The sequence below is a fragment of the Burkholderia sp. AU33545 genome, from assembly GCF_020419685.1.
Taxonomy (GTDB): Bacteria; Pseudomonadota; Gammaproteobacteria; order Burkholderiales; family Burkholderiaceae; genus Burkholderia; species Burkholderia diffusa.
On the sequence record NZ_JAIZRQ010000001.1, the window covers coordinates 440,400 to 457,560 of the forward strand.

General features: G+C 66.5%; 15 protein-coding genes and 1 tRNA gene. 12 read left to right on the plus strand and 4 right to left on the minus strand.

Annotated features, from left to right (window positions below; all coding sequences use genetic code 11):
- Window positions 1–58: 58 nt before the first annotated feature.
- From LGM71_RS01975 to trxB, 3 genes are all read right to left on the minus strand, one after another.
- Window positions 59–682, minus strand: a complete 624-nt coding sequence (locus tag LGM71_RS01975) for a trimeric intracellular cation channel family protein (protein ID WP_059605334.1) — start codon at window positions 680–682, stop codon at window positions 59–61.
- Window positions 669–1,448, minus strand: a complete 780-nt coding sequence (locus tag LGM71_RS01980; protein ID WP_059605331.1) for a Smr/MutS family protein — start codon at window positions 1,446–1,448, stop codon at window positions 669–671. Before LGM71_RS01980 ends, LGM71_RS01975 begins: the two co-directional genes overlap by 14 nt.
- 135 nt (window positions 1,449–1,583) lie before the next feature.
- Complete coding sequence (gene trxB / locus LGM71_RS01985) at window positions 1,584–2,546, minus strand: thioredoxin-disulfide reductase (RefSeq protein ID WP_059605329.1); 963 nt, start codon at window positions 2,544–2,546, stop codon at window positions 1,584–1,586.
- 382 nt (window positions 2,547–2,928) lie between these two features.
- Here trxB and LGM71_RS01990 point away from each other — a divergent pair, with 382 nt between their 5' ends.
- The 7 genes from LGM71_RS01990 (at window position 2,929) to LGM71_RS02020 (ending at window position 12,054) form a co-directional block, all read left to right on the plus strand.
- A complete protein-coding gene (locus LGM71_RS01990; RefSeq protein WP_226113812.1) occupies window positions 2,929–5,238 on the plus strand; it encodes a DNA translocase FtsK in 2,310 nt (769 codons plus the stop codon).
- Between the two features lie 46 nt (window positions 5,239–5,284).
- Window positions 5,285–5,974, plus strand: coding sequence for an outer membrane lipoprotein chaperone LolA (lolA, locus tag LGM71_RS01995; RefSeq protein ID WP_124623532.1), 690 nt, complete (start codon window positions 5,285–5,287; stop codon window positions 5,972–5,974).
- A 200-nt stretch (window positions 5,975–6,174) separates the two neighbouring features.
- A complete protein-coding gene (locus LGM71_RS02000) occupies window positions 6,175–7,485 on the plus strand; it encodes a replication-associated recombination protein A (RefSeq protein WP_226113815.1) in 1,311 nt (436 codons plus the stop codon).
- 225 nt (window positions 7,486–7,710) lie between these two features.
- Window positions 7,711–9,012, plus strand: coding sequence for a serine--tRNA ligase (gene serS / locus LGM71_RS02005; RefSeq protein WP_226113817.1), 1,302 nt, complete (start codon window positions 7,711–7,713; stop codon window positions 9,010–9,012).
- A gap of 128 nt (window positions 9,013–9,140) precedes the next feature.
- Window positions 9,141–9,231: transfer RNA gene (locus tag LGM71_RS02010), tRNA-Ser, on the plus strand.
- A 136-nt stretch (window positions 9,232–9,367) separates the two neighbouring features.
- Window positions 9,368–10,315 (plus strand): phosphatase PAP2 family protein, encoded by a 948-nt coding sequence (locus LGM71_RS02015; RefSeq protein WP_226113819.1) that lies wholly within the window; start codon window positions 9,368–9,370, stop codon window positions 10,313–10,315.
- Window positions 10,316–10,518: 203 nt separating this feature from the next.
- Window positions 10,519–12,054, plus strand: a complete 1,536-nt coding sequence (locus LGM71_RS02020) for a methyl-accepting chemotaxis protein (RefSeq protein ID WP_226113821.1) — start codon at window positions 10,519–10,521, stop codon at window positions 12,052–12,054.
- A 44-nt stretch (window positions 12,055–12,098) separates the two neighbouring features.
- On the opposite strand, the gene LGM71_RS02025 is transcribed toward LGM71_RS02020, so the two are convergent.
- Window positions 12,099–13,259 carry an alkane 1-monooxygenase gene (locus LGM71_RS02025; RefSeq protein WP_226113822.1) on the minus strand — a complete coding sequence of 387 codons (1,161 nt, stop codon included), beginning with the start codon at window positions 13,257–13,259 and terminating at the stop codon, window positions 12,099–12,101.
- A 527-nt stretch (window positions 13,260–13,786) separates the two neighbouring features.
- Between LGM71_RS02025 and LGM71_RS02030 the strand changes: the two genes are divergently transcribed.
- From LGM71_RS02030 to LGM71_RS02050, 5 genes are all read left to right on the plus strand, one after another.
- Window positions 13,787–14,440 (plus strand): GNAT family N-acetyltransferase, encoded by a 654-nt coding sequence (locus LGM71_RS02030; RefSeq protein WP_226114236.1) that lies wholly within the window; start codon window positions 13,787–13,789, stop codon window positions 14,438–14,440.
- 166 nt (window positions 14,441–14,606) lie between these two features.
- On the plus strand, window positions 14,607–15,374 hold the full coding sequence (gene minC / locus LGM71_RS02035) for a septum site-determining protein MinC (RefSeq protein WP_226113824.1): 768 nt from the start codon (window positions 14,607–14,609) through the stop codon (window positions 15,372–15,374).
- 59 nt (window positions 15,375–15,433) lie between these two features.
- Window positions 15,434–16,249 (plus strand): septum site-determining protein MinD, encoded by an 816-nt coding sequence (gene minD / locus LGM71_RS02040; protein WP_034182973.1) that lies wholly within the window; start codon window positions 15,434–15,436, stop codon window positions 16,247–16,249.
- 12 nt (window positions 16,250–16,261) lie between these two features.
- The gene (gene minE, locus LGM71_RS02045; protein ID WP_006486661.1) at window positions 16,262–16,516 is read left to right on the plus strand and encodes a cell division topological specificity factor MinE; all 255 of its coding nucleotides are present in this window, start codon (window positions 16,262–16,264) and stop codon (window positions 16,514–16,516) included.
- Between the two features lie 157 nt (window positions 16,517–16,673).
- Window positions 16,674–17,075 carry a YXWGXW repeat-containing protein gene (locus tag LGM71_RS02050; RefSeq protein ID WP_226113826.1) on the plus strand — a complete coding sequence of 134 codons (402 nt, stop codon included), beginning with the start codon at window positions 16,674–16,676 and terminating at the stop codon, window positions 17,073–17,075.
- Window positions 17,076–17,161: the final 86 nt, after the last annotated feature.

A 17,161-nucleotide genomic window follows, 5' to 3' on the forward strand; every position in this document is an offset into this window, starting at 1 on the left:
CCCTTTTGTTCTGGCGCCCCGGCCAGGCACGGCATTGCGGCGCGGCGGCACGGCGGCGTCAGTGCGGCAACCGCACGTCGAACTTGAACGTCGCGAGCCGTGCGACGAGGATGAAGCCGGTCGCGAGCAGCACGCTGTACACCGAATCGAACTGCAGCCACACGAGCAGCAGATAGAACCAGCAACCGACGAACGCGCAGGTCGCGTACGGCCGCGAATCGCGCAGGATCAGCGGGATGTCGTTGCACAGCACGTCGCGGACGATCCCGCCGACCACGCCGGTAATCACGCCCATCATCACCGCGATGAAGCGCGGCATCTCGGCGTCGAGCGCGATCGACGTGCCCGAGATGCTGAAGATGCCGAGCCCGATCGCATCGGCGACGAGCAGCAACCGCTCGGCCGACAGCCGCGACAGCATGCGCAGCACGAACGGCGCGAACAGCGCGAGCACGAAGATCGCGATCACGTAGTCGTCGTGCACGACCCAGTAGAACGGCCGGCGCTCGAGCAGGATGTCGCGCAGCGTGCCGCCGCCGAACGCGGTGGCGAGCGCGACGACGAACGTGCCGACCGAGTCGAGGCGGTTCTTGCGCGCCTCGATGAAGCCCGAGATCGCAAATGCCAGCGTGGCGATTGCCTCCAGTATGGCGATCGCGAGCGTCAGCCTAGGATGCGGCACGCGGCCCCCGGTCGCCCGGCGCCGCGAACGGCTGCAGCAGCACCAGCACCGCGCCCGCGCCGCCGTCGTGGCCGCGCGCCTCGCAGAATGCGATCACTTCTTCCTTCTGGACGAGCCACGCGCGCACCTTGCCTTTCAGCACGGGTTCCTTGCCGATCGAGCCGAGCCCCTTGCCGTGGATCACGCGCAGGCAGCGCAGCCCTTTCTTGCCGGCTTCGCGGATGAATTCGGCGAGCGCATCGCGCGCTTCGTCGCGCCGCATGCCGTGCAGGTCGATCTGCGCCTGCACGATCCACGCGCCGCTCCTCAGCTTGCGCACGACGTCGCGGCTGATGCCGGGGCGGTGGTAGTACAGCGAGTCATCGCTGTCGAGCAGCGTCTCGGGATCGAATTCGTCGGACAGCGTCGCGTTCAGCACGGCTTCCTCGTCGCGCTGCGTCTGCTTCGGCACCGGATCGGGCGGCGTGCGGCCGGCCGCCGCGCGCGGCGGTGCGTTCAGCGGCCGGACGGCGCCGATCTCGTTGCGGAACAGGTTCGCGTCGGCTTCCGCCTTGCGCTCGGCCTTGGCCGTTTCGATGCGCTCGCGGTCGCGGCGATCGGCTTCGCCTTGCAGCGACTTGCGCAGTGCGCCGAGGCCGGCGAGCCCCTGGCCGCGCAACGCGGCGGGATCGGGCGCGGGCGGCGGCGCGGCGGGCGCGGGGTTCGCGGGACGGGCGGCGATCTGCCGCTTCGCGGGATCGCTCGGATGGGGCTGGTTCTTTGCCATGATTCGGTAACAGGGCAGGCGCGTTCGGGCGCGCGGGCACAAAAAAGCCGCTGCGCGGCGGCAGCGGCTTTCCGGTCGAGCCCGCTTCGCGGCAGCGGACGCCATTGTAGCGCCCGCCGCGGCAAGGCTACCGGCTTACTTCTTGTCGTGCAGGCTTTCGAGGTAGCGCTGCGCGTCGAGCGCGGCCATGCAGCCCGTGCCCGCGCTGGTGATCGCCTGGCGGTACACGTTGTCCTGCACGTCGCCCGCGGCGAACACGCCCGGCACGCTCGTCGACGTCGCGTTGCCGTGCAGGCCGCTCTTCGTCAGGATGTAGCCGTCCTTCATCTCCAGCTGGCCCTGGAACAGGTCGGTGTTCGGCTTGTGGCCGATCGCGACGAACACGCCCTGCACGTGCAGGTCTTCCGTCGCGCCGGTCTTCACGTTCTTGATGCGCAGGCCCGTGACGCCCGACTCCTCGCCCGTCACCTCGTCGAGCACGTGATCCCACTTGATGTCGACGACGCCTTCCTTTTGCTTCTCCAGCAAGCGGTCGATCAGGATCGGCTCGGCGCGGAACTTGTCGCGGCGGTGGATCACCGTGACCTTCTTCGCGATGCCCGTCAGGTAGAGCGCTTCCTCGACGGCCGTGTTGCCGCCGCCGATCACCGCCACTTCCTGGTTGCGATAGAAGAAGCCGTCGCAGGTCGCGCAGGCCGACACGCCCTTGCCCATGAACGCTTCCTCGGAAGCCAGGCCGAGATACTGCGCGGACGCGCCGGTCGCGATGATCAGCGAGTCGCACGTGTATTCGCCCGAGTCGCCGATCAGCCGGATCGGCTTTTCGTGCAGTTTCGCGGTGTGGATGTGGTCGAATACGATTTCGGTGTTGAAGCGCTCGGCGTGCTCCTGGAAGCGTGCCATCAGTTCCGGGCCTTGCACGCCCTTCGCGTCCGCCGGCCAGTTTTCGACGTCGGTCGTGGTCATCAGCTGGCCGCCCTGCGCGATGCCGGTGATCAGCACCGGGGACAGGTTGGCGCGTGCCGCGTAGACGGCAGCCGTGTAGCCGGCGGGGCCGGAACCGAGAATCAGGACTTTGGCGTGTTTGGGCGTGGACATGTGCGAATCCGTAAAAGGCGGCCGCGGCGGGTGGGGTAGGCCCGCCGTACGATCCGGGTTGACCGGGATGCCGTCATAGATGGGTATCAGACGCGCATTATAAAGGCCCCGTTGCTGCGCTGCCGAACGAGAGTTTCAATCGTGGCGATAGCGTTTCGCGGCGTGCCGCCCGGGCCGGCGCGGCGGGCCGGGCGGGCGGCGGCGCGATGTCGCAGGCCCCGGCAAGGGCGTCCGTCCGGCTTGCGGTCGCTTGAGGCGCCCGGTTTGGCACCCCGTCCCTGTTATGTAACCGTCATTTACACTTGGCGGCCCGATGCAGCGTTTACAATAAGCGCGATCGAACGACAGGCGGGCGCGCGGCCCGTCCTCTTTATACGGATTCATGGCAAAAGCTCCTTATTCCGCCCAGGCACAGGCGTTGCCGCACCGGATGTCGAAGCTCCTCACGGAGATCCGCTGGATTCTCCAGGTCGCGCTCTGCGCTTTTCTGGTGATGGCCCTGTTGAGCTACAGCCGGCGCGATCCGAGCTGGACGCACGCCGCGCAGGTGGACCACATCTCGAACTGGGCCGGCCGCGTCGGTGCGTGGACGGCCGACATCATCCTGCTGCTGTTCGGGCTGTCGGCCTACTGGCTGATCGTGCCGCTCGGGCGGCGCATCGCGGTCAACTACCGGCGTATCACGCGTCACGAGCCAGTCGCCGACGAACCCGAGCGGCCGATCGGCTGGCTCACCGAGGTCTTCGCGTTCGTGCTCGTCGTGCTCGCGTGCGACGGCATCGAGGCGCTGAGGATGTGGTCGCTGAAGGTGCAACTGCCGCGCGCGCCGGGCGGCGTGATCGGCGAGGCCGTGGCGGGCGCGATGTCGCACGCGTTCGGCTTCACCGGCGGCACGCTGCTGCTCCTGATCCTGCTCGCGATCGGCCTGTCGCTGTATTTCCGCTTCTCGTGGCTGTCGGTCGCCGAGCGCGTCGGCGGCGCGATCCTGTCCGCCGTGAACGTCGCGAAGCTGCGCCGCGAGGCCGAACGCGACCGCAAGCTCGGCGAGGCCGCGGCCGTGCGCCGCGAGGGGAAGGTCGAAGAGGAGCGCGTGCGCATCGAGGATCACGAGCCCGTGACGATCGTGCCGCCGGTCGTCACGCCGGCGAAGTCCGAGCGCGTCGAGCGTGAGCGCCAGGTGCCGCTGTTCACCGACCTGCCGGGCGATTCGACGCTGCCGCCGGTGTCGCTGCTCGATCCGGCGCCGCAGACACAGGAAGCGATTTCCGCCGATACGCTCGAATTCACGTCGCGCCTGATCGAGAAGAAGCTGAAGGACTTCGGCGTCGAGGCGAGCGTCGTCGCCGCGTATCCGGGCCCGGTCGTCACGCGCTACGAGATCGAGCCGGCCACCGGCGTGAAGGGCAGCCAGATCGTCAACCTCGCGAAGGATCTTGCTCGCTCGCTGTCGCTCGTGTCGATCCGCGTGGTCGAGACGATCCCCGGCAAGAACTACATGGCGCTCGAGCTGCCGAACCAGCGCCGCCAGACGGTCCACCTGTCCGAGATCATCGGCTCGGAAGTCTATGCGGCCGCGTCGTCGGCGCTGACGCTCAGCCTCGGCAAGGACATCGGCGGCAAGCCGGTGTGCGCGGATCTCGCGAAGATGCCGCACCTGCTGGTGGCTGGCACGACCGGGTCCGGCAAGTCGGTCGGGATCAACGCGATGATCCTGTCGCTGCTCTACAAGGCCACCGCCGAGCAGGTGCGCCTGATCCTGATCGATCCGAAGATGCTCGAAATGAGTGTCTACGAGGGCATTCCGCACCTGCTGTGCCCGGTCGTCACCGACATGCGCCAGGCCGGCCATGCGCTGAACTGGACGGTCGCCGAGATGGAACGCCGCTACAAGCTGATGAGCAAGCTCGGTGTGCGCAACCTGGCGGGCTACAACAACAAGATCGACGAAGCGGCAAAGCGCGAGGAAAAGATCCCGAATCCGTTCAGCCTGACGCCGGACGATCCCGAACCGCTCGGCCGCCTGCCGAACATCGTCGTCGTGATCGACGAGCTGGCCGACCTGATGATGGTCGTCGGCAAGAAGGTCGAGGAGCTGATCGCGCGGATCGCGCAGAAAGCGCGCGCGGCCGGCATCCACCTGATCCTCGCGACGCAACGTCCGTCCGTCGACGTGATCACCGGCCTGATCAAGGCGAACGTGCCGACGCGGATCGCGTTCCAGGTGTCGTCGAAGATCGACTCGCGCACGATTCTCGACCAGATGGGCGCCGAATCGCTGCTCGGGATGGGCGACATGCTGTACCTGCCGCCGGGCTCCGGGCTGCCGGTGCGCGTGCACGGCGCGTTCGTCGCCGACGACGAAGTGCACCGCGTCGTCGAGAAGCTCAAGGAGCAGGGCGAGCCGAACTACGTCGAAGGGCTGCTCGAAGGCGGCACCGCCGACGGCGACGAGGGTTCGGCCGGCGCGGGAACCGGCGAGGCCGGCGGCGAGTCTGATCCGCTGTACGACCAGGCGGTCGAGATCGTCATCAAGAACCGCCGCGCGTCGATTTCGCTCGTGCAGCGCCATTTGCGGATCGGCTACAACCGCGCGGCGCGGCTGCTCGAACAGATGGAACAGTCGGGGCTCGTGTCGGCGATGTCGTCGAGCGGCAACCGCGAAATTCTTGTGCCGGCGCGCGACGCGGAATGAGTCCGCGGCGCACGCAGCGCCGGCCACCCAGGGAGAAAACCGCAACATGCAGCAACTTTCGTTCGTCCCTTCCCTTCGTTCGACGCGGCGCTGGCTCGGCGCGGCGCTCGCCGGCGCATCGCTGATGCTCGCGGCGACGCACGCGTTCGCGGGCGGCACCGAGCAACTGAAGGCTTTCGTGTCGCAGGTGCATTCGGCGAAAGGCGACTTCACGCAGCAGATCGTCAAGGCGCCGGCCAAGGGCGCGAGCGCCGCACAGGCCGCGCCGAAGCCGAATGACAACTCGAGCGGCACGTTCGTGTTCTCGCGTCCGGGCAAGTTCATCTGGACGTACCAGAAGCCGTACCAGCAGGTGCTGCAGGCCGACGGCGACAAGCTCTACGTGTACGACCACGACCTGAACCAGGTCACCGAGCGCAAGCTGAACGGCGCGCTGGGCGCGAGCCCGGCCGCGATTCTGTTCGGCAGCAACGATCTCGACAAGAACTACACGCTGCGCGACGCCGGCGAGAAGGGCGGCATCGAGTGGCTGGAGATGCTGCCGAAGGCGCAGGACACGCAGTTCCAGCGGATCGGCATCGGTTTCCGCAATGGCACGCTCGCCGCGATGGAGCTGCACGACGTGTTCGGCAACGTCACGCTGCTCACCTTCACGAACATCCAGACGAACCCGCCGCTGAAGAGCGATGCATTCAAGTTCGTCGTGCCGAAGGGCGCGGACGTGATCGCGGGCTGAACGGCACCGCGCCATTTTCCTGACACGGGCCTGCCGGCGACGGCGGGCCCGTTTTGTTTTCCGGCGCGGGCACCCGGCGCGTGCACCCCGTGCGGGCATCCGGCGCGGGCACCGGGCCCGGCGGTGCCGTCGTGCGGCTGTCATAATGTCGGGTCCGGCGGCCGGTTCGGCCGCCATCGTTTGATCTGGAGCGAGGGTTCATGTCCGACCTGTTTCAAGTCGAGCCGCGCCGGCCGCTCGCCGAGGCGCTGCGGCCGAAGACGCTCGCCGAGGTGATCGGCCAGACGCATCTGCTGGGCGAAGGCAAGCCGCTGCGGCTCGCGTTCGAATCCGGCAAGCCGCATTCGATGATCCTGTGGGGGCCGCCCGGCGTCGGCAAGACGACGCTCGCTCGCCTCACCGCGCTCGCGTTCGACTGCGAGTTCATCGCGCTGTCCGCGGTGCTCGGCGGCGTGAAGGACATCCGCGAGTCGATGGAGCAGGCGAGGGACACGCTGAACCGCACAGGCCGCCACACGATCCTGTTCGTCGACGAAATCCACCGCTTCAACAAGGGGCAGCAGGATGCGCTGCTGCCGTTCGTCGAGTCGGGGCTCGTGACCTTCATTGGCGCGACGACCGAAAACCCGAGTTTCGAAGTCAACTCGGCGCTGCTGTCGCGGGCGCAGGTGTACGTGCTGCAGTCGCTGAGCGACGACGAGATGCGTCAGTTGCTCAAGCGCGCGCAGGAAATCGCGCTCGACGGCCTCGCATTCGACGACAAGGCGATCGATACGCTCATTGGTTATGCAGACGGCGACGCGCGGCGTTTCCTGAACCTGCTCGAGCAGGCGCAGACGGCCGCAACGTCCGCCAGAGTCACGACCATCGATGCCGATTTCGTCAGCAGCGCGATGACGCTGAACGCGCGGCGCTTCGACAAGGGCGGCGACAACTTCTATGACCAGATCTCGGCGCTGCACAAGTCGGTGCGCGGTTCGAGCCCGGACGGCGCGCTGTACTGGTTCTGCCGGATGATCGACGGCGGCGCGGATCCGAAATATCTCGCGCGCCGGATCGTGCGGATGGCGTGGGAAGACATCGGCCTCGCCGACCCGCGCGCGCTGCAGGTGGCGAACGACGCGGCCGAGACCTACGAGCGGCTCGGCTCGCCGGAAGGCGAGCTGGCGCTCGGGCAGGCGGTGATCTATCTCGCGTGCGCGGCGAAGAGCAACGCGGGCTACAACGCGTTCAACCAGGCGATGGCGTTCGTGAAGCAGGACAAGTCGCGCGAGGTCCCCGTGCATCTGCGCAATGCGCCGACCAAGCTGATGAAGGAACTCGGCTACGGTCACGCGTATCGCTACGCGCACGACGAGCCGAATGCCTATGCGGCCGGCGAGTCGTACCTGCCGGAAGGGATGCGCGAGCCGCGCTGGTACAAGCCGGTGCCGCGCGGGCTCGAATCGAAGATCGCCGACAAGCTCGCGTGGCTGCGCGAACTCGATCGCGAGGCCGGCAAGAAGGACTGACCGGCTGCGCGCGGCCCGGGGGCGCGTCAGCGCTTGCGGGGGCTGCCGCCGCAAGCCGCGCAGCGGCGCCGCGCAACGCGCATTGCCGGCTGCACACGCGCAGCCGGCGAAGCGACATGCCTGCGCCCGTCGCGCGTTTGCGGCACTGTCCATCCGGCCAGTGCCGTGGCGGCCCTGCGGTGCGTTAGAATTCCGGTCTTACACAACGATTTTCCAAGTCCTCCCATGCTCGACATCCAGTTGCTGCGCAAAGACCTCGACGGCGTCGCGAAGCGCCTCGCCGATCGCGGCTACACCCTCGACGTCGCCGCGTTCTCCGCGCTCGAAGCGGAACGCCGTGCGATCCAGACCCGTACCGAAGAGCTCCAGGCGCGCCGTAACAGCCTGTCGAAGCAGATCGGCGCGATGAAGGGGAAGGGCGAGGACACGTCGGCCGTCATGGCCGAAGTCGGCGGGATCGGCGACGAGATGAAAGCGTCGGAGGCCAAGCTCGGCGAGATTCAGGCGCGCCTGTCCGACCTGATGCTGGGCATGCCGAACATCGCGCACGAAAGCGTGCCGGTCGGCAAGGACGAGGCCGACAACGTCGAGGTGCGCCGCTGGGGCACGCCGCGCGAGTTCGACTTCGAGGTGAAGGATCACGTCGACGTCGGCACGCCGCTCGGCCTCGATTTCGAAACCGGCGCGAAGCTCGCCGGTGCGCGTTTCACGATGCTGCGCGGCTCGATCGCACGGCTGCACCGCGCGCTCGCACAGTTCATGATCGACACGCACACGCTGCAGCACGGCTACAGCGAGACGTACACGCCGTACATCGTGAACCCCGAAATCCTTTACGGCACGGGCCAGCTGCCGAAGTTCGCCGACGACATGTTCCGCGTGGAGAAGGGCGGCGCCGAAAACACGATCACGCAGTACCTGATCTCCACGTCCGAGATTTCGCTGACGAACACCGTGCGCGAATCGATCGTCGAAGGCGCCGCGCTGCCGATCAAGCTGACCGCGCATTCGCCGTGCTTCCGTTCGGAAGCCGGTTCGTACGGCCGCGACACGCGCGGCATGATCCGTCAGCACCAGTTCGACAAGGTCGAGATGGTGCAGGTCGTCGCGCCGGACACTTCGTACGCGGCACTCGACGAGATGGTCGGCCACGCGGAAGCGATCCTGCAGAAGCTTGGCCTGCCGTACCGCGTGATCACGCTTTGCACGGGCGACATGGGCTTCTCGGCCGCGAAGACGTTCGACCTCGAAGTGTGGCTGCCCGCGCAGAACACCTATCGCGAGATCTCGAGCTGCTCGAACACCGAGGCGTTCCAGGCGCGTCGCATGCAGGCACGTTTCCGCAACGCGCAGGGCAAGCCGGAACTCGTGCATACGCTGAACGGTTCAGGCCTCGCGGTCGGCCGCACGCTCGTCGCCGTGCTGGAGAACTACCAGAATGCCGACGGTTCGGTCACGGTGCCGGAGGCACTGCGTCCGTACATGGGCGGCATGGAGCGAATCGAAGCACCTGCGCAGGCGTCGTGAGATCGCTCCGCGATCGGTCTTCGAAGGCCCCGAAAAAATTTGCAAAAAGGGCTTGTGAGTTTCAAAGAGATCGTTCTATAATCTTTTCTTTCCCGGACACGACCAACCGGGAATGAAGTAGCAAGGAAGGAGAGGTGGCAGAGTGGTCGAATGTACCTGACTCGAAATCAGGCGTACGGTTTCCCCGTACCGTGGGTTCGAATCCCACCCTCTCCGCCAAAATACGAAGCCCCGTGATCCGAAAGGATCATGGGGTTTTTCGTTTGGGTCGCGCGTGAGTGAACGCTGCGTCGATGGCGGTGTACGATAGCGCGCAGGCGTACGGGCCGGCCACACGAACCACACAAAAGCCACGATGAGAGCGAGCACGCGAATCTGGGGGATGCTGACCGGCGCTGTATTGCTGACGGTGCTTGCCGCCGGCCTGTGCGTCATGCACGCGGATTGGGTCGTGAATCCTGGCAGCATCGTCGAGTTCGCGCAGCACGTCGCGCTCGGGTTCGCCGCAAGCGCGTTCCTTGCCGTGCTGTCTCGTGTGCGTCGCTATCGCGACATCACGCGAACGCTGCGCTGTCGCGAATTCGCATTCGCGCTACTGAGCGTGGCACTGCTCGCAACGCTCAGCGCGGCCGTCGCCGTGCTCGACTATCTTTGCGTGGCGATCGCCCCGCCGTCGATCGAAAACCATCTCGTTCGCTTCGATGCGATGCTCGGTTTCCATTGGCCGGACCTGTACCGATGGGTGACGGCGCACGCCGGCCTGCATCGTATGCTCGACCTCGCCTATCGCAGCGGCATGCCGCAACTGTTTGCGGTGCCGTTCATCCTCGCGGCGGTCCGCCGCGTCGACGATCTGGCCGAGTTCGTCGCGCAGTTCATGTTCGCGGTGATCGTGGTCGTGCTCGTCTCCGTGCCGCTCCCCGCCGCCAGCGCATTCATCCATTTCGGCATCACCGACCCGGGCACCGCATCGACGGTGACGCACTACGACCTGTTGCGCAGCGGGCAGCTCCGTCAACTGAATCTGGCCGACGCGCAGGGGCTCGTGTCGTTGCCGTCGTTTCACGTGATGCTGGCGCTGCTGTTCGCGTATGCGGTGCGGCATGTTCGCTACGTGTTTCCGGCTGCGATCGTGCTGAATGCGGTGATGATCGCGTCGACGCCGACGCAAGGCGGTCACTATCTCGCCGACGTGATCGCCGGGATCGTGTGCGGCGCGCTGTCGATCGCCGCAGTGCGGCGCTGGATGGCCGGTCGACACGCGATCGAGGCGGCCGGACCGCACGCGGCAAGCCCGACCTGATCGCGCGACGCCAGAGTCGCAATGCTCCCTCGCTTGCAGGCGGCCCGGTTCTCACTGTCGCCGGATCGCCGTCTTCCTCGCGGCCGGTGCGCCGGATTCCCGCTGTCGATGTCCTGCTTCAGCCTTGGCTTCGCGTGCCGTTAACAGAGGGCGGCGGCAAGCGTCTTTTGCATCGTCGCCGTTTCCCGTCGATTCAAGGTCCAATGAAGCTGAGCTACAAGATTCCCCTCGCATTCGCCATTGCGCTGCTGCTGATGTTCTGCGGCGCGCTGTACGGCATCCGCATCCTCAATCGCTCGATCGATACGTTCGCGAACGACGTGCAGACCCGGGTCGCCGACGAGCGGCTCGTGTCGGCGACACTCGTGCAGTTCAAGCTGCAGGTCCAGGAATGGAAGGACACGCTGCTGCGCGGCAAGCAGCCCGACAAGCTCGACAAGTACTGGCAGGCATTCCAGACGCGCGAGCGCACGGTCGATACGCTCGCCGCGCAGCTCGTGAACCAGTTGCCGCCCGGCGAGAGCCGCACGCTCGTCGAGCAGTTCATGCGCGCGCATGCGGCGATGGGTGACGGCTACCGGCGCGGGTTCGACGCATTCAAGGCCGCTGGCTTCGAGCCGACGGCCGGGGATGCGGCCGTCGCGGGCGTCGACCGTGCACCCGCCACGCTGCTCGAGCGCGCGGCGAAGGCGATTGCCGACGAGAGCGCCGCCGTGTCAGCGCAAGCGAGCCGCGATGCGAGCCACGCCACCGCGGCGAGCGTCGTGCTGATGCTGATCGTGCTCGGCATCGCGATGATCGGTGCGTACCTGTTCAGCCGCGCGATCCTGCGGCCGCTCGATCGCGCCGTCGCCTGTGCGCAGGCGGTGGCCGACGGCGACCTGACGCGCCACGTCGATGCGGTCGGTCGCGACGAGATCGCCGATCTGCTGCGCGCGTTGCGGACGATGCAGGCAAGCCTGTCGGGCGTCGTGCTCGAGGTACGGACGCATGCCGAAGCGGTCGCGACCGCGAGCGCGCAGATCGCGGCGGGCAATCACGACCTGTCGTCGCGAACCGAGGCGCAGGCTGCGTCGCTCGAGGAAACCGCCGCCAGCATGACCGAACTGACGGGCATCGTGCGCCAGTCGGCCGAACACGCGCAGCACGCGGCGCAGCTGGCGCGGGACGCATCGGACATTGCGTCCGCCGGCGGTGGCGTGATGTCCGACGCCGTCGACACGATGAGCGGGATTGCCGCCAGCGCGGCGAAGGTCGGCGAGATCATCGCGGTCATCGACGGCATTGCGTTCCAGACCAACATCCTCGCGCTGAACGCGGCCGTCGAGGCGGCGCGCGCGGGCGAGCAGGGGCGCGGCTTCGCTGTCGTCGCGTCGGAAGTACGCACGCTCGCGCAGCGCAGCGCGGCCGCCGCGAAGGAGATCAAAGCGCTGATCGAGCAATCGACGCGGCGGGTCGACGAGGGCTCGGTGTTGATCGGCCGCGCGGGCGAATCGATCCACGAGATCGTCGGCGCGGTTCAGCGAGTCACGTCGATCGTCGGCGAGATCTCGTCGGCATCGCAGGAGCAGAGCGGCGGCATCCAGCAGGTGAACGTCGCGGTCACGCAGATGGACGAGGCGACGCAGCGCAACGCGGCGCTGGTCGAACAGGCGTCTGCCGCGACGCAGGCGCTGGCCGAGCAGGCGAGCGCGCTGCGACACGCGGTCGCCGTGTTCAGGCTGCCGCAGGCCGCGTGACGATATTGCCGATCGCGATCGCGATCGGACCGCACCGTCGCGTATCAGGCCGCGGTCGAATACTGCGCGAGCACGCGAGCGCGGATTGACGGCTTGATGTTCGACTGCGCCATGTTGCCGCCATAGTGCGCGACGACACGCGGATTCATCACGCGAAACCAGAGCGGCGGCACGTACGCGAACAGGATCATCGTCGCATAGCCGGCCGGCAGTTGCGGCGAGTCGTCGAAGTGGCGCAGCGCCTGGTACGAGCGCGTCGGGTTCGCGTGATGGTCGGCGTGCCGCTGCAACTGATACAGGAACAGGTTGGTGACGACGTGATTGCTGTTCCACGAATGCTGCGGCGTGCAGCGTTCGTAGCGGCCGCTCGGCAGCTTGCGGCGGCCGAGCCCGTAGTGTTCGACGTAGTTGACGACTTCGAGCAGCGACGCGCCGTACACGGCCTGGATCACGAGGAACGGAATCACGACCTTGCCGGCCATCGCGATCGCGATGCCCCACACGACGACGGTCATCGCCCACGCGTGCAGCACCTCGTTGCGCCAGGTCCATGGCGAATGCCCGAGGCGCTCGAGGCGCGCAGTCTCGAGCCGCCACGCCGAGCGGATGCTGCCCGTCACGGTGCGCGGCAGGAATGCCCAGAACGATTCGCCGTAGCGCGCGCTCGCCGGATCCTCGGCCGTCGCGACGCGCACGTGATGGCCGCGATTGTGCTCGACGAAGAAGTGCCCGTAAGCGACCGGCGCGAGCGTGACTTTCGCGAGCCAGCGCTCGAAGCGGTTGGTCTTGTGCCCGAGTTCGTGCGCGGTGTTGATCGAGATGCCCGTCGCGGCGCCGAGCGACAGCGCGAAGCCGACGTAGTCGTACCACGCGAGCGCATGCGTACCGACGATCCATACGCACGTGAAGAACGCGATGTATTCGACCAGTGTCGCGAGATAGACGATGTAGCGGTAGTAGCGCTCGCGTTCGAGGTGCGGGACGGCGGCTTCGGGCGGATTGTCGCGATCGTCGCCAATCAGGGTGTCGAGGACCGGGATCACGCCGAACGCGAACAGCGGGCCGAACCACCAGAACACGTGAAGGCCCGTCGACAGTGCGAGCTGGGCCGAGAGGATGGGCAGCGTGATCGTCACCGCGCCGAGCAGCCATAGATAACGTTTGCCATCCGACCAGCCCGAGGCCGATGTGTCGGTCATTGCCATTGTCTCCCTCCTTGTTGGGGCCGGCTCCCGCGTGTGCGGGAGCAGCGGCCGAGTGACGCGTTTGTCGTCGTTCGAATCGTCGCGGGTCCGCGGCACCGGATCGGTCGTCCGGTGGTGCCAGTTATACGACCGTCACGCACGCTTTCCAAACCCTGGCGCTAGGCGCGCAACTCCAAACGGTGGGCCGTGCATGACGACGGTCGGGAAGGGCCGGCACGGGGTGATTGAAACACGCAGTCTTGGGCCGATCCGCTGGCGCGACCGGCGTTCTTGTCAGATGAATGCCTGGCGTGACGCATGCTTGCATCCATCGGCGAAGTCCGCAACGAATGTTGCGATGCAGCAGGTCTGGCGCGACGTCGCCCGGCTGCGCGGTTCTTTTGCATACACATGTAACGAATCATTACGGCATCGATGATGAAATGCCGGACCCTCGCCGCATGCGTGCCATGCATGACAAGGCGAGCGAGGCGACGCTTCCGGTCCCGCAGTTCGGGTTTCATGCGTTGCCGCACGTCGACGCATCGATGCTGCACCTGCACACCGGCGTGTGCGCGACATCTGTTGCCTTTCGATCGGCGCTGCCGTTTGAAAATTACGATTTGACTCATGCCCCGCTTTCGGTTGAAGCTAATAGCTTGCTGTCCGAAGGGGGCTGTGCCTGCATGAGTTCGACCTTGACCGTTCGTCGTATCGCTGCCGACCAAGGCCGCGTGTATCGCGAACTCCGCGCCGCATCGCTGCGCGAGCCCTACGCGCCCGGTGAAGCGCCGGAGGCCGAATTGCTGAACGTCGATTCCGACGCGGCGGCGGCCGTCGCCGCGCTGCGCGCTGCGTCCGACGAGTCGACGACTTTCCTGCTGTATACCGAAGGTCATCCGGCCGGCATGATTGGCGCGTATTTCGACAACACGCCCGAGCGGCGCGCGTTCGTCAGCGAGCTGTGGGTCGCGCACGCGGTCCGCCACCTGCGCGGCGGCGTGCTGTTGCTCGAAACGGCCACCGCGTGGCTGGCCGAACGCGGTGCGCAGGACGTCTACGCATGGATCGCCGATGCGAACCGCAACGCGATTCGTTTCTACGAACGCGCGGGTTTCGCCAACACGGGCGAGCATGCGCCGATCGCGCGGATGCCCGGCGCGATGAAGTCGTTGTTCGTGTCGCACTTCAACACGCCCTGACGCATGAATGCGCGGGCCGCACGGTGCGATGAAGGCCCGGCCGCCCGTCCGACTACCGGCTTGCCGGTTGCGCGCTCGCCGCGACCGTCGCCGCCCGGTTCCCCAAAAATAATGGCCGCACGCGTGGACGCCTGTAAAATACGCAAAAATTTTTTGCAGAGTGTCCATGTCGCTTAAAAAATCGCCATTCTTCGAGCTGCGCAGCGGATCGGTCGATACGTTGCTGTTCACCGTGAAGACGACCGATCTCGATGCGTTGCGTACCGAACTGGTCAAGCGCTTCGAAGCGACTCCCGAGTTTTTCGCCGATGATGTCGTCGTGATCGACGTCCGCCGCCTCGCGGACGGCGAACGCGTCGCGCTTGCCGACATCCGCCAGATGCTGAACGACGTGCGGATGCGCCCGGTGGGCGTCGTGGCGCTCGCCACGCAGGGCTGGGCGGGGGAAGCCGGCCTGCCGCTGCTCGAGGCGCGCGACCGCCGCGTGTCGACCGCGAAGCCGGCCGAGGAAGCGGAGCCGGCGCCTGTCGTTGCCGCGGCGGCTGCCGTGGCGGCCGACCCGGCGCCGGAGCCTGGCCCGACGTCGATTCCGGCGGGCGGCCAGACGCTGGTGATCGATCGGCCGCTGCGTTCGGGACAGCAGATTTACGCGAAAGGGGACCTCGTGGTGCTTGCGCCGGTCAGTCACGGCGCCGAGATCATCGCGGAAGGCAACATCCACATCTACGCGCCGTTGCGCGGCCGCGCACTGGCGGGCGTGCACGGTAATCACGACGCGCGCATTTTCTGCACGTGTCTGGAGCCGGAACTGATTTCGATCGCGGGTATCTATCGAACGACCGAGAACCCGTTGCCCGCCGACATACTGGGCAAATCGGTGCAGATCCGGCTCGAAGAGGAAAAACTGATGATCGAACCGCTGCGCCTGACGTGATTCACGCGGCGCACGCCGGATCGATCGGCTCTCATTGACGAACACAGGGTATTGGGTAAATGGCAAAAATCATCGTGGTGACCTCGGGCAAGGGCGGCGTGGGCAAGACGACGACGAGCGCGAGCTTTGCGTCCGGTATCGCGCTGCGCGGCCACAAGACGGCCGTGATCGACTTCGACGTCGGCCTGCGCAACCTCGATCTCATCATGGGCTGCGAGCGTCGCGTGGTGTATGACCTCGTCAACGTGATCCAGGGCGAAGCGAACCTGAACCAGGCGCTGATCAAGGACAAGAAGTGCGAGAACCTGTTCATCCTGCCGGCGTCGCAGACGCGCGACAAGGATGCGCTCACGCGTGACGGCGTCGAGAAGGTGCTGAACGACCTGGTCGCGATGGACTTCGAATACATCGTCTGCGATTCGCCGGCCGGTATCGAGGCGGGCGCGCTGCACGCGATGTACTTCGCGGACGAAGCGCTGATCGTCACGAACCCGGAAGTGTCGTCGGTGCGCGACTCGGACCGCATTCTCGGCATCCTGTCGTCGAAGACGAAGCGCGCGACCGAGGGCAAGGATCCGATCAAGGAACATCTGCTGATCACGCGCTACAGCCCGAAGCGCGTGAGCGAAGGCGAAATGCTGTCGCTCGAGGACATCAGCGAGATCCTGCGCATCAAGCTGATCGGCGTGGTTCCGGAATCGGAAGCCGTGCTGCACGCATCGAACCAGGGTCTGCCGGCGGTGCATATCGACGGCACCGACGTTGCCGAAGCGTACAAGGACGTCGTCGCTCGCTTCCTCGGCGAGGACAAGCCGCTGCGCTTCACCGATTATCAGAAGCCGGGCCTGCTGCAGCGCCTCTTCGGCAGCAAGTAACGGAGGCCGCCCATGTCCATCCTTTCGTTTCTCCTCGGCGAGAAGAAGAAGTCCGCATCGGTCGCGAAGGAGCGCCTTCAGCTCATCATCGCGCACGAGCGGGTTGGCGGCCGGCCGCCGGCCGATTACCTGCCGGCGCTGCAGAAGGAGCTGGTCGCGGTCATCTCGAAGTACGTCCATATTTCGAACGATGACATCCGCGTGAGCCTCGAGCGCCAGGACGATCTCGAGGTCCTCGAAGTGAAGATCGAGATCCCGCAAGCCTGACGCTTGCATGTCCCCCCGCACGGCGGCGCATGCCGTCGTGCGCGTCTTACGCCCTGTTGCACTTTCGGGCTCGCCGTAACACGGCGTTTGTCGGCCGTTGGTCGACCTCCCGCATTGAACGAATACGCTCGCGTCATTTGTTAATCAGGAGGTTGTCATGGCTGTCTATGTCGTTCGACGTCGTATCGTTTCGCTCGCACTGTTCGCCGCGGGCCTGTCAGCCATCGCCGCGCCGCTCGCCGCACGCGCGGACGAAATCCTCGTCGGTGCCCCGGTAATGGTGCAGTCGGGCCGAATGGTCGTCGCCGAACCGGCGGCCGCGCCCGTGGAGGAAATCGTCGTCGTCGCGCCGAACGCGCCGCCGCCCGTGCGCTACGAGGTCGTGCCCGACGCGCGCGTCGGCTATGTGTGGGAGCGTGGGCACTGGCACTGGGACCATGGCCGCTACGTCTGGATCGGCGGCCACTGGGAAACCGAGCGCATCGGCATGCACTGGGTGCCGGGCCACTGGGATCAGCGCGGCCCGAACTGGTTCTGGACCCGCGGCCACTGGGCCTGACGGAGGCATGCGATGAAACGAACCGCCATTGCCATCGCGCTCGTCGCGATCACGCTCGCCGGCTGTATCGTCGTGCCGGCCCGGCC

Coding starts and splice junctions, on each gene's coding strand:
- LGM71_RS01980 (WP_059605331.1), bottom strand. CDS start 1,448: ATGGCAAAGAACCAGCCCCATCCGAGCGATCCCGCGAAGCGGCAGATC.
- trxB (WP_059605329.1), bottom strand. CDS start 2,546: ATGTCCACGCCCAAACACGCCAAAGTCCTGATTCTCGGTTCCGGCCCC.
- LGM71_RS01990 (WP_226113812.1), top strand. CDS start 2,929: ATGGCAAAAGCTCCTTATTCCGCCCAGGCACAGGCGTTGCCGCACCGG.
- lolA (WP_124623532.1), top strand. CDS start 5,285: ATGCAGCAACTTTCGTTCGTCCCTTCCCTTCGTTCGACGCGGCGCTGG.
- LGM71_RS02000 (WP_226113815.1), top strand. CDS start 6,175: ATGTCCGACCTGTTTCAAGTCGAGCCGCGCCGGCCGCTCGCCGAGGCG.
- serS (WP_226113817.1), top strand. CDS start 7,711: ATGCTCGACATCCAGTTGCTGCGCAAAGACCTCGACGGCGTCGCGAAG.
- LGM71_RS02015 (WP_226113819.1), top strand. CDS start 9,368: ATGAGAGCGAGCACGCGAATCTGGGGGATGCTGACCGGCGCTGTATTG.
- LGM71_RS02020 (WP_226113821.1), top strand. CDS start 10,519: ATGAAGCTGAGCTACAAGATTCCCCTCGCATTCGCCATTGCGCTGCTG.
- LGM71_RS02025 (WP_226113822.1), bottom strand. CDS start 13,259: ATGGCAATGACCGACACATCGGCCTCGGGCTGGTCGGATGGCAAACGT.
- LGM71_RS02030 (WP_226114236.1), top strand. CDS start 13,787: ATGCTGCACCTGCACACCGGCGTGTGCGCGACATCTGTTGCCTTTCGA.
- minC (WP_226113824.1), top strand. CDS start 14,607: ATGTCGCTTAAAAAATCGCCATTCTTCGAGCTGCGCAGCGGATCGGTC.
- minD (WP_034182973.1), top strand. CDS start 15,434: ATGGCAAAAATCATCGTGGTGACCTCGGGCAAGGGCGGCGTGGGCAAG.
- minE (WP_006486661.1), top strand. CDS start 16,262: ATGTCCATCCTTTCGTTTCTCCTCGGCGAGAAGAAGAAGTCCGCATCG.
- LGM71_RS02050 (WP_226113826.1), top strand. CDS start 16,674: ATGGCTGTCTATGTCGTTCGACGTCGTATCGTTTCGCTCGCACTGTTC.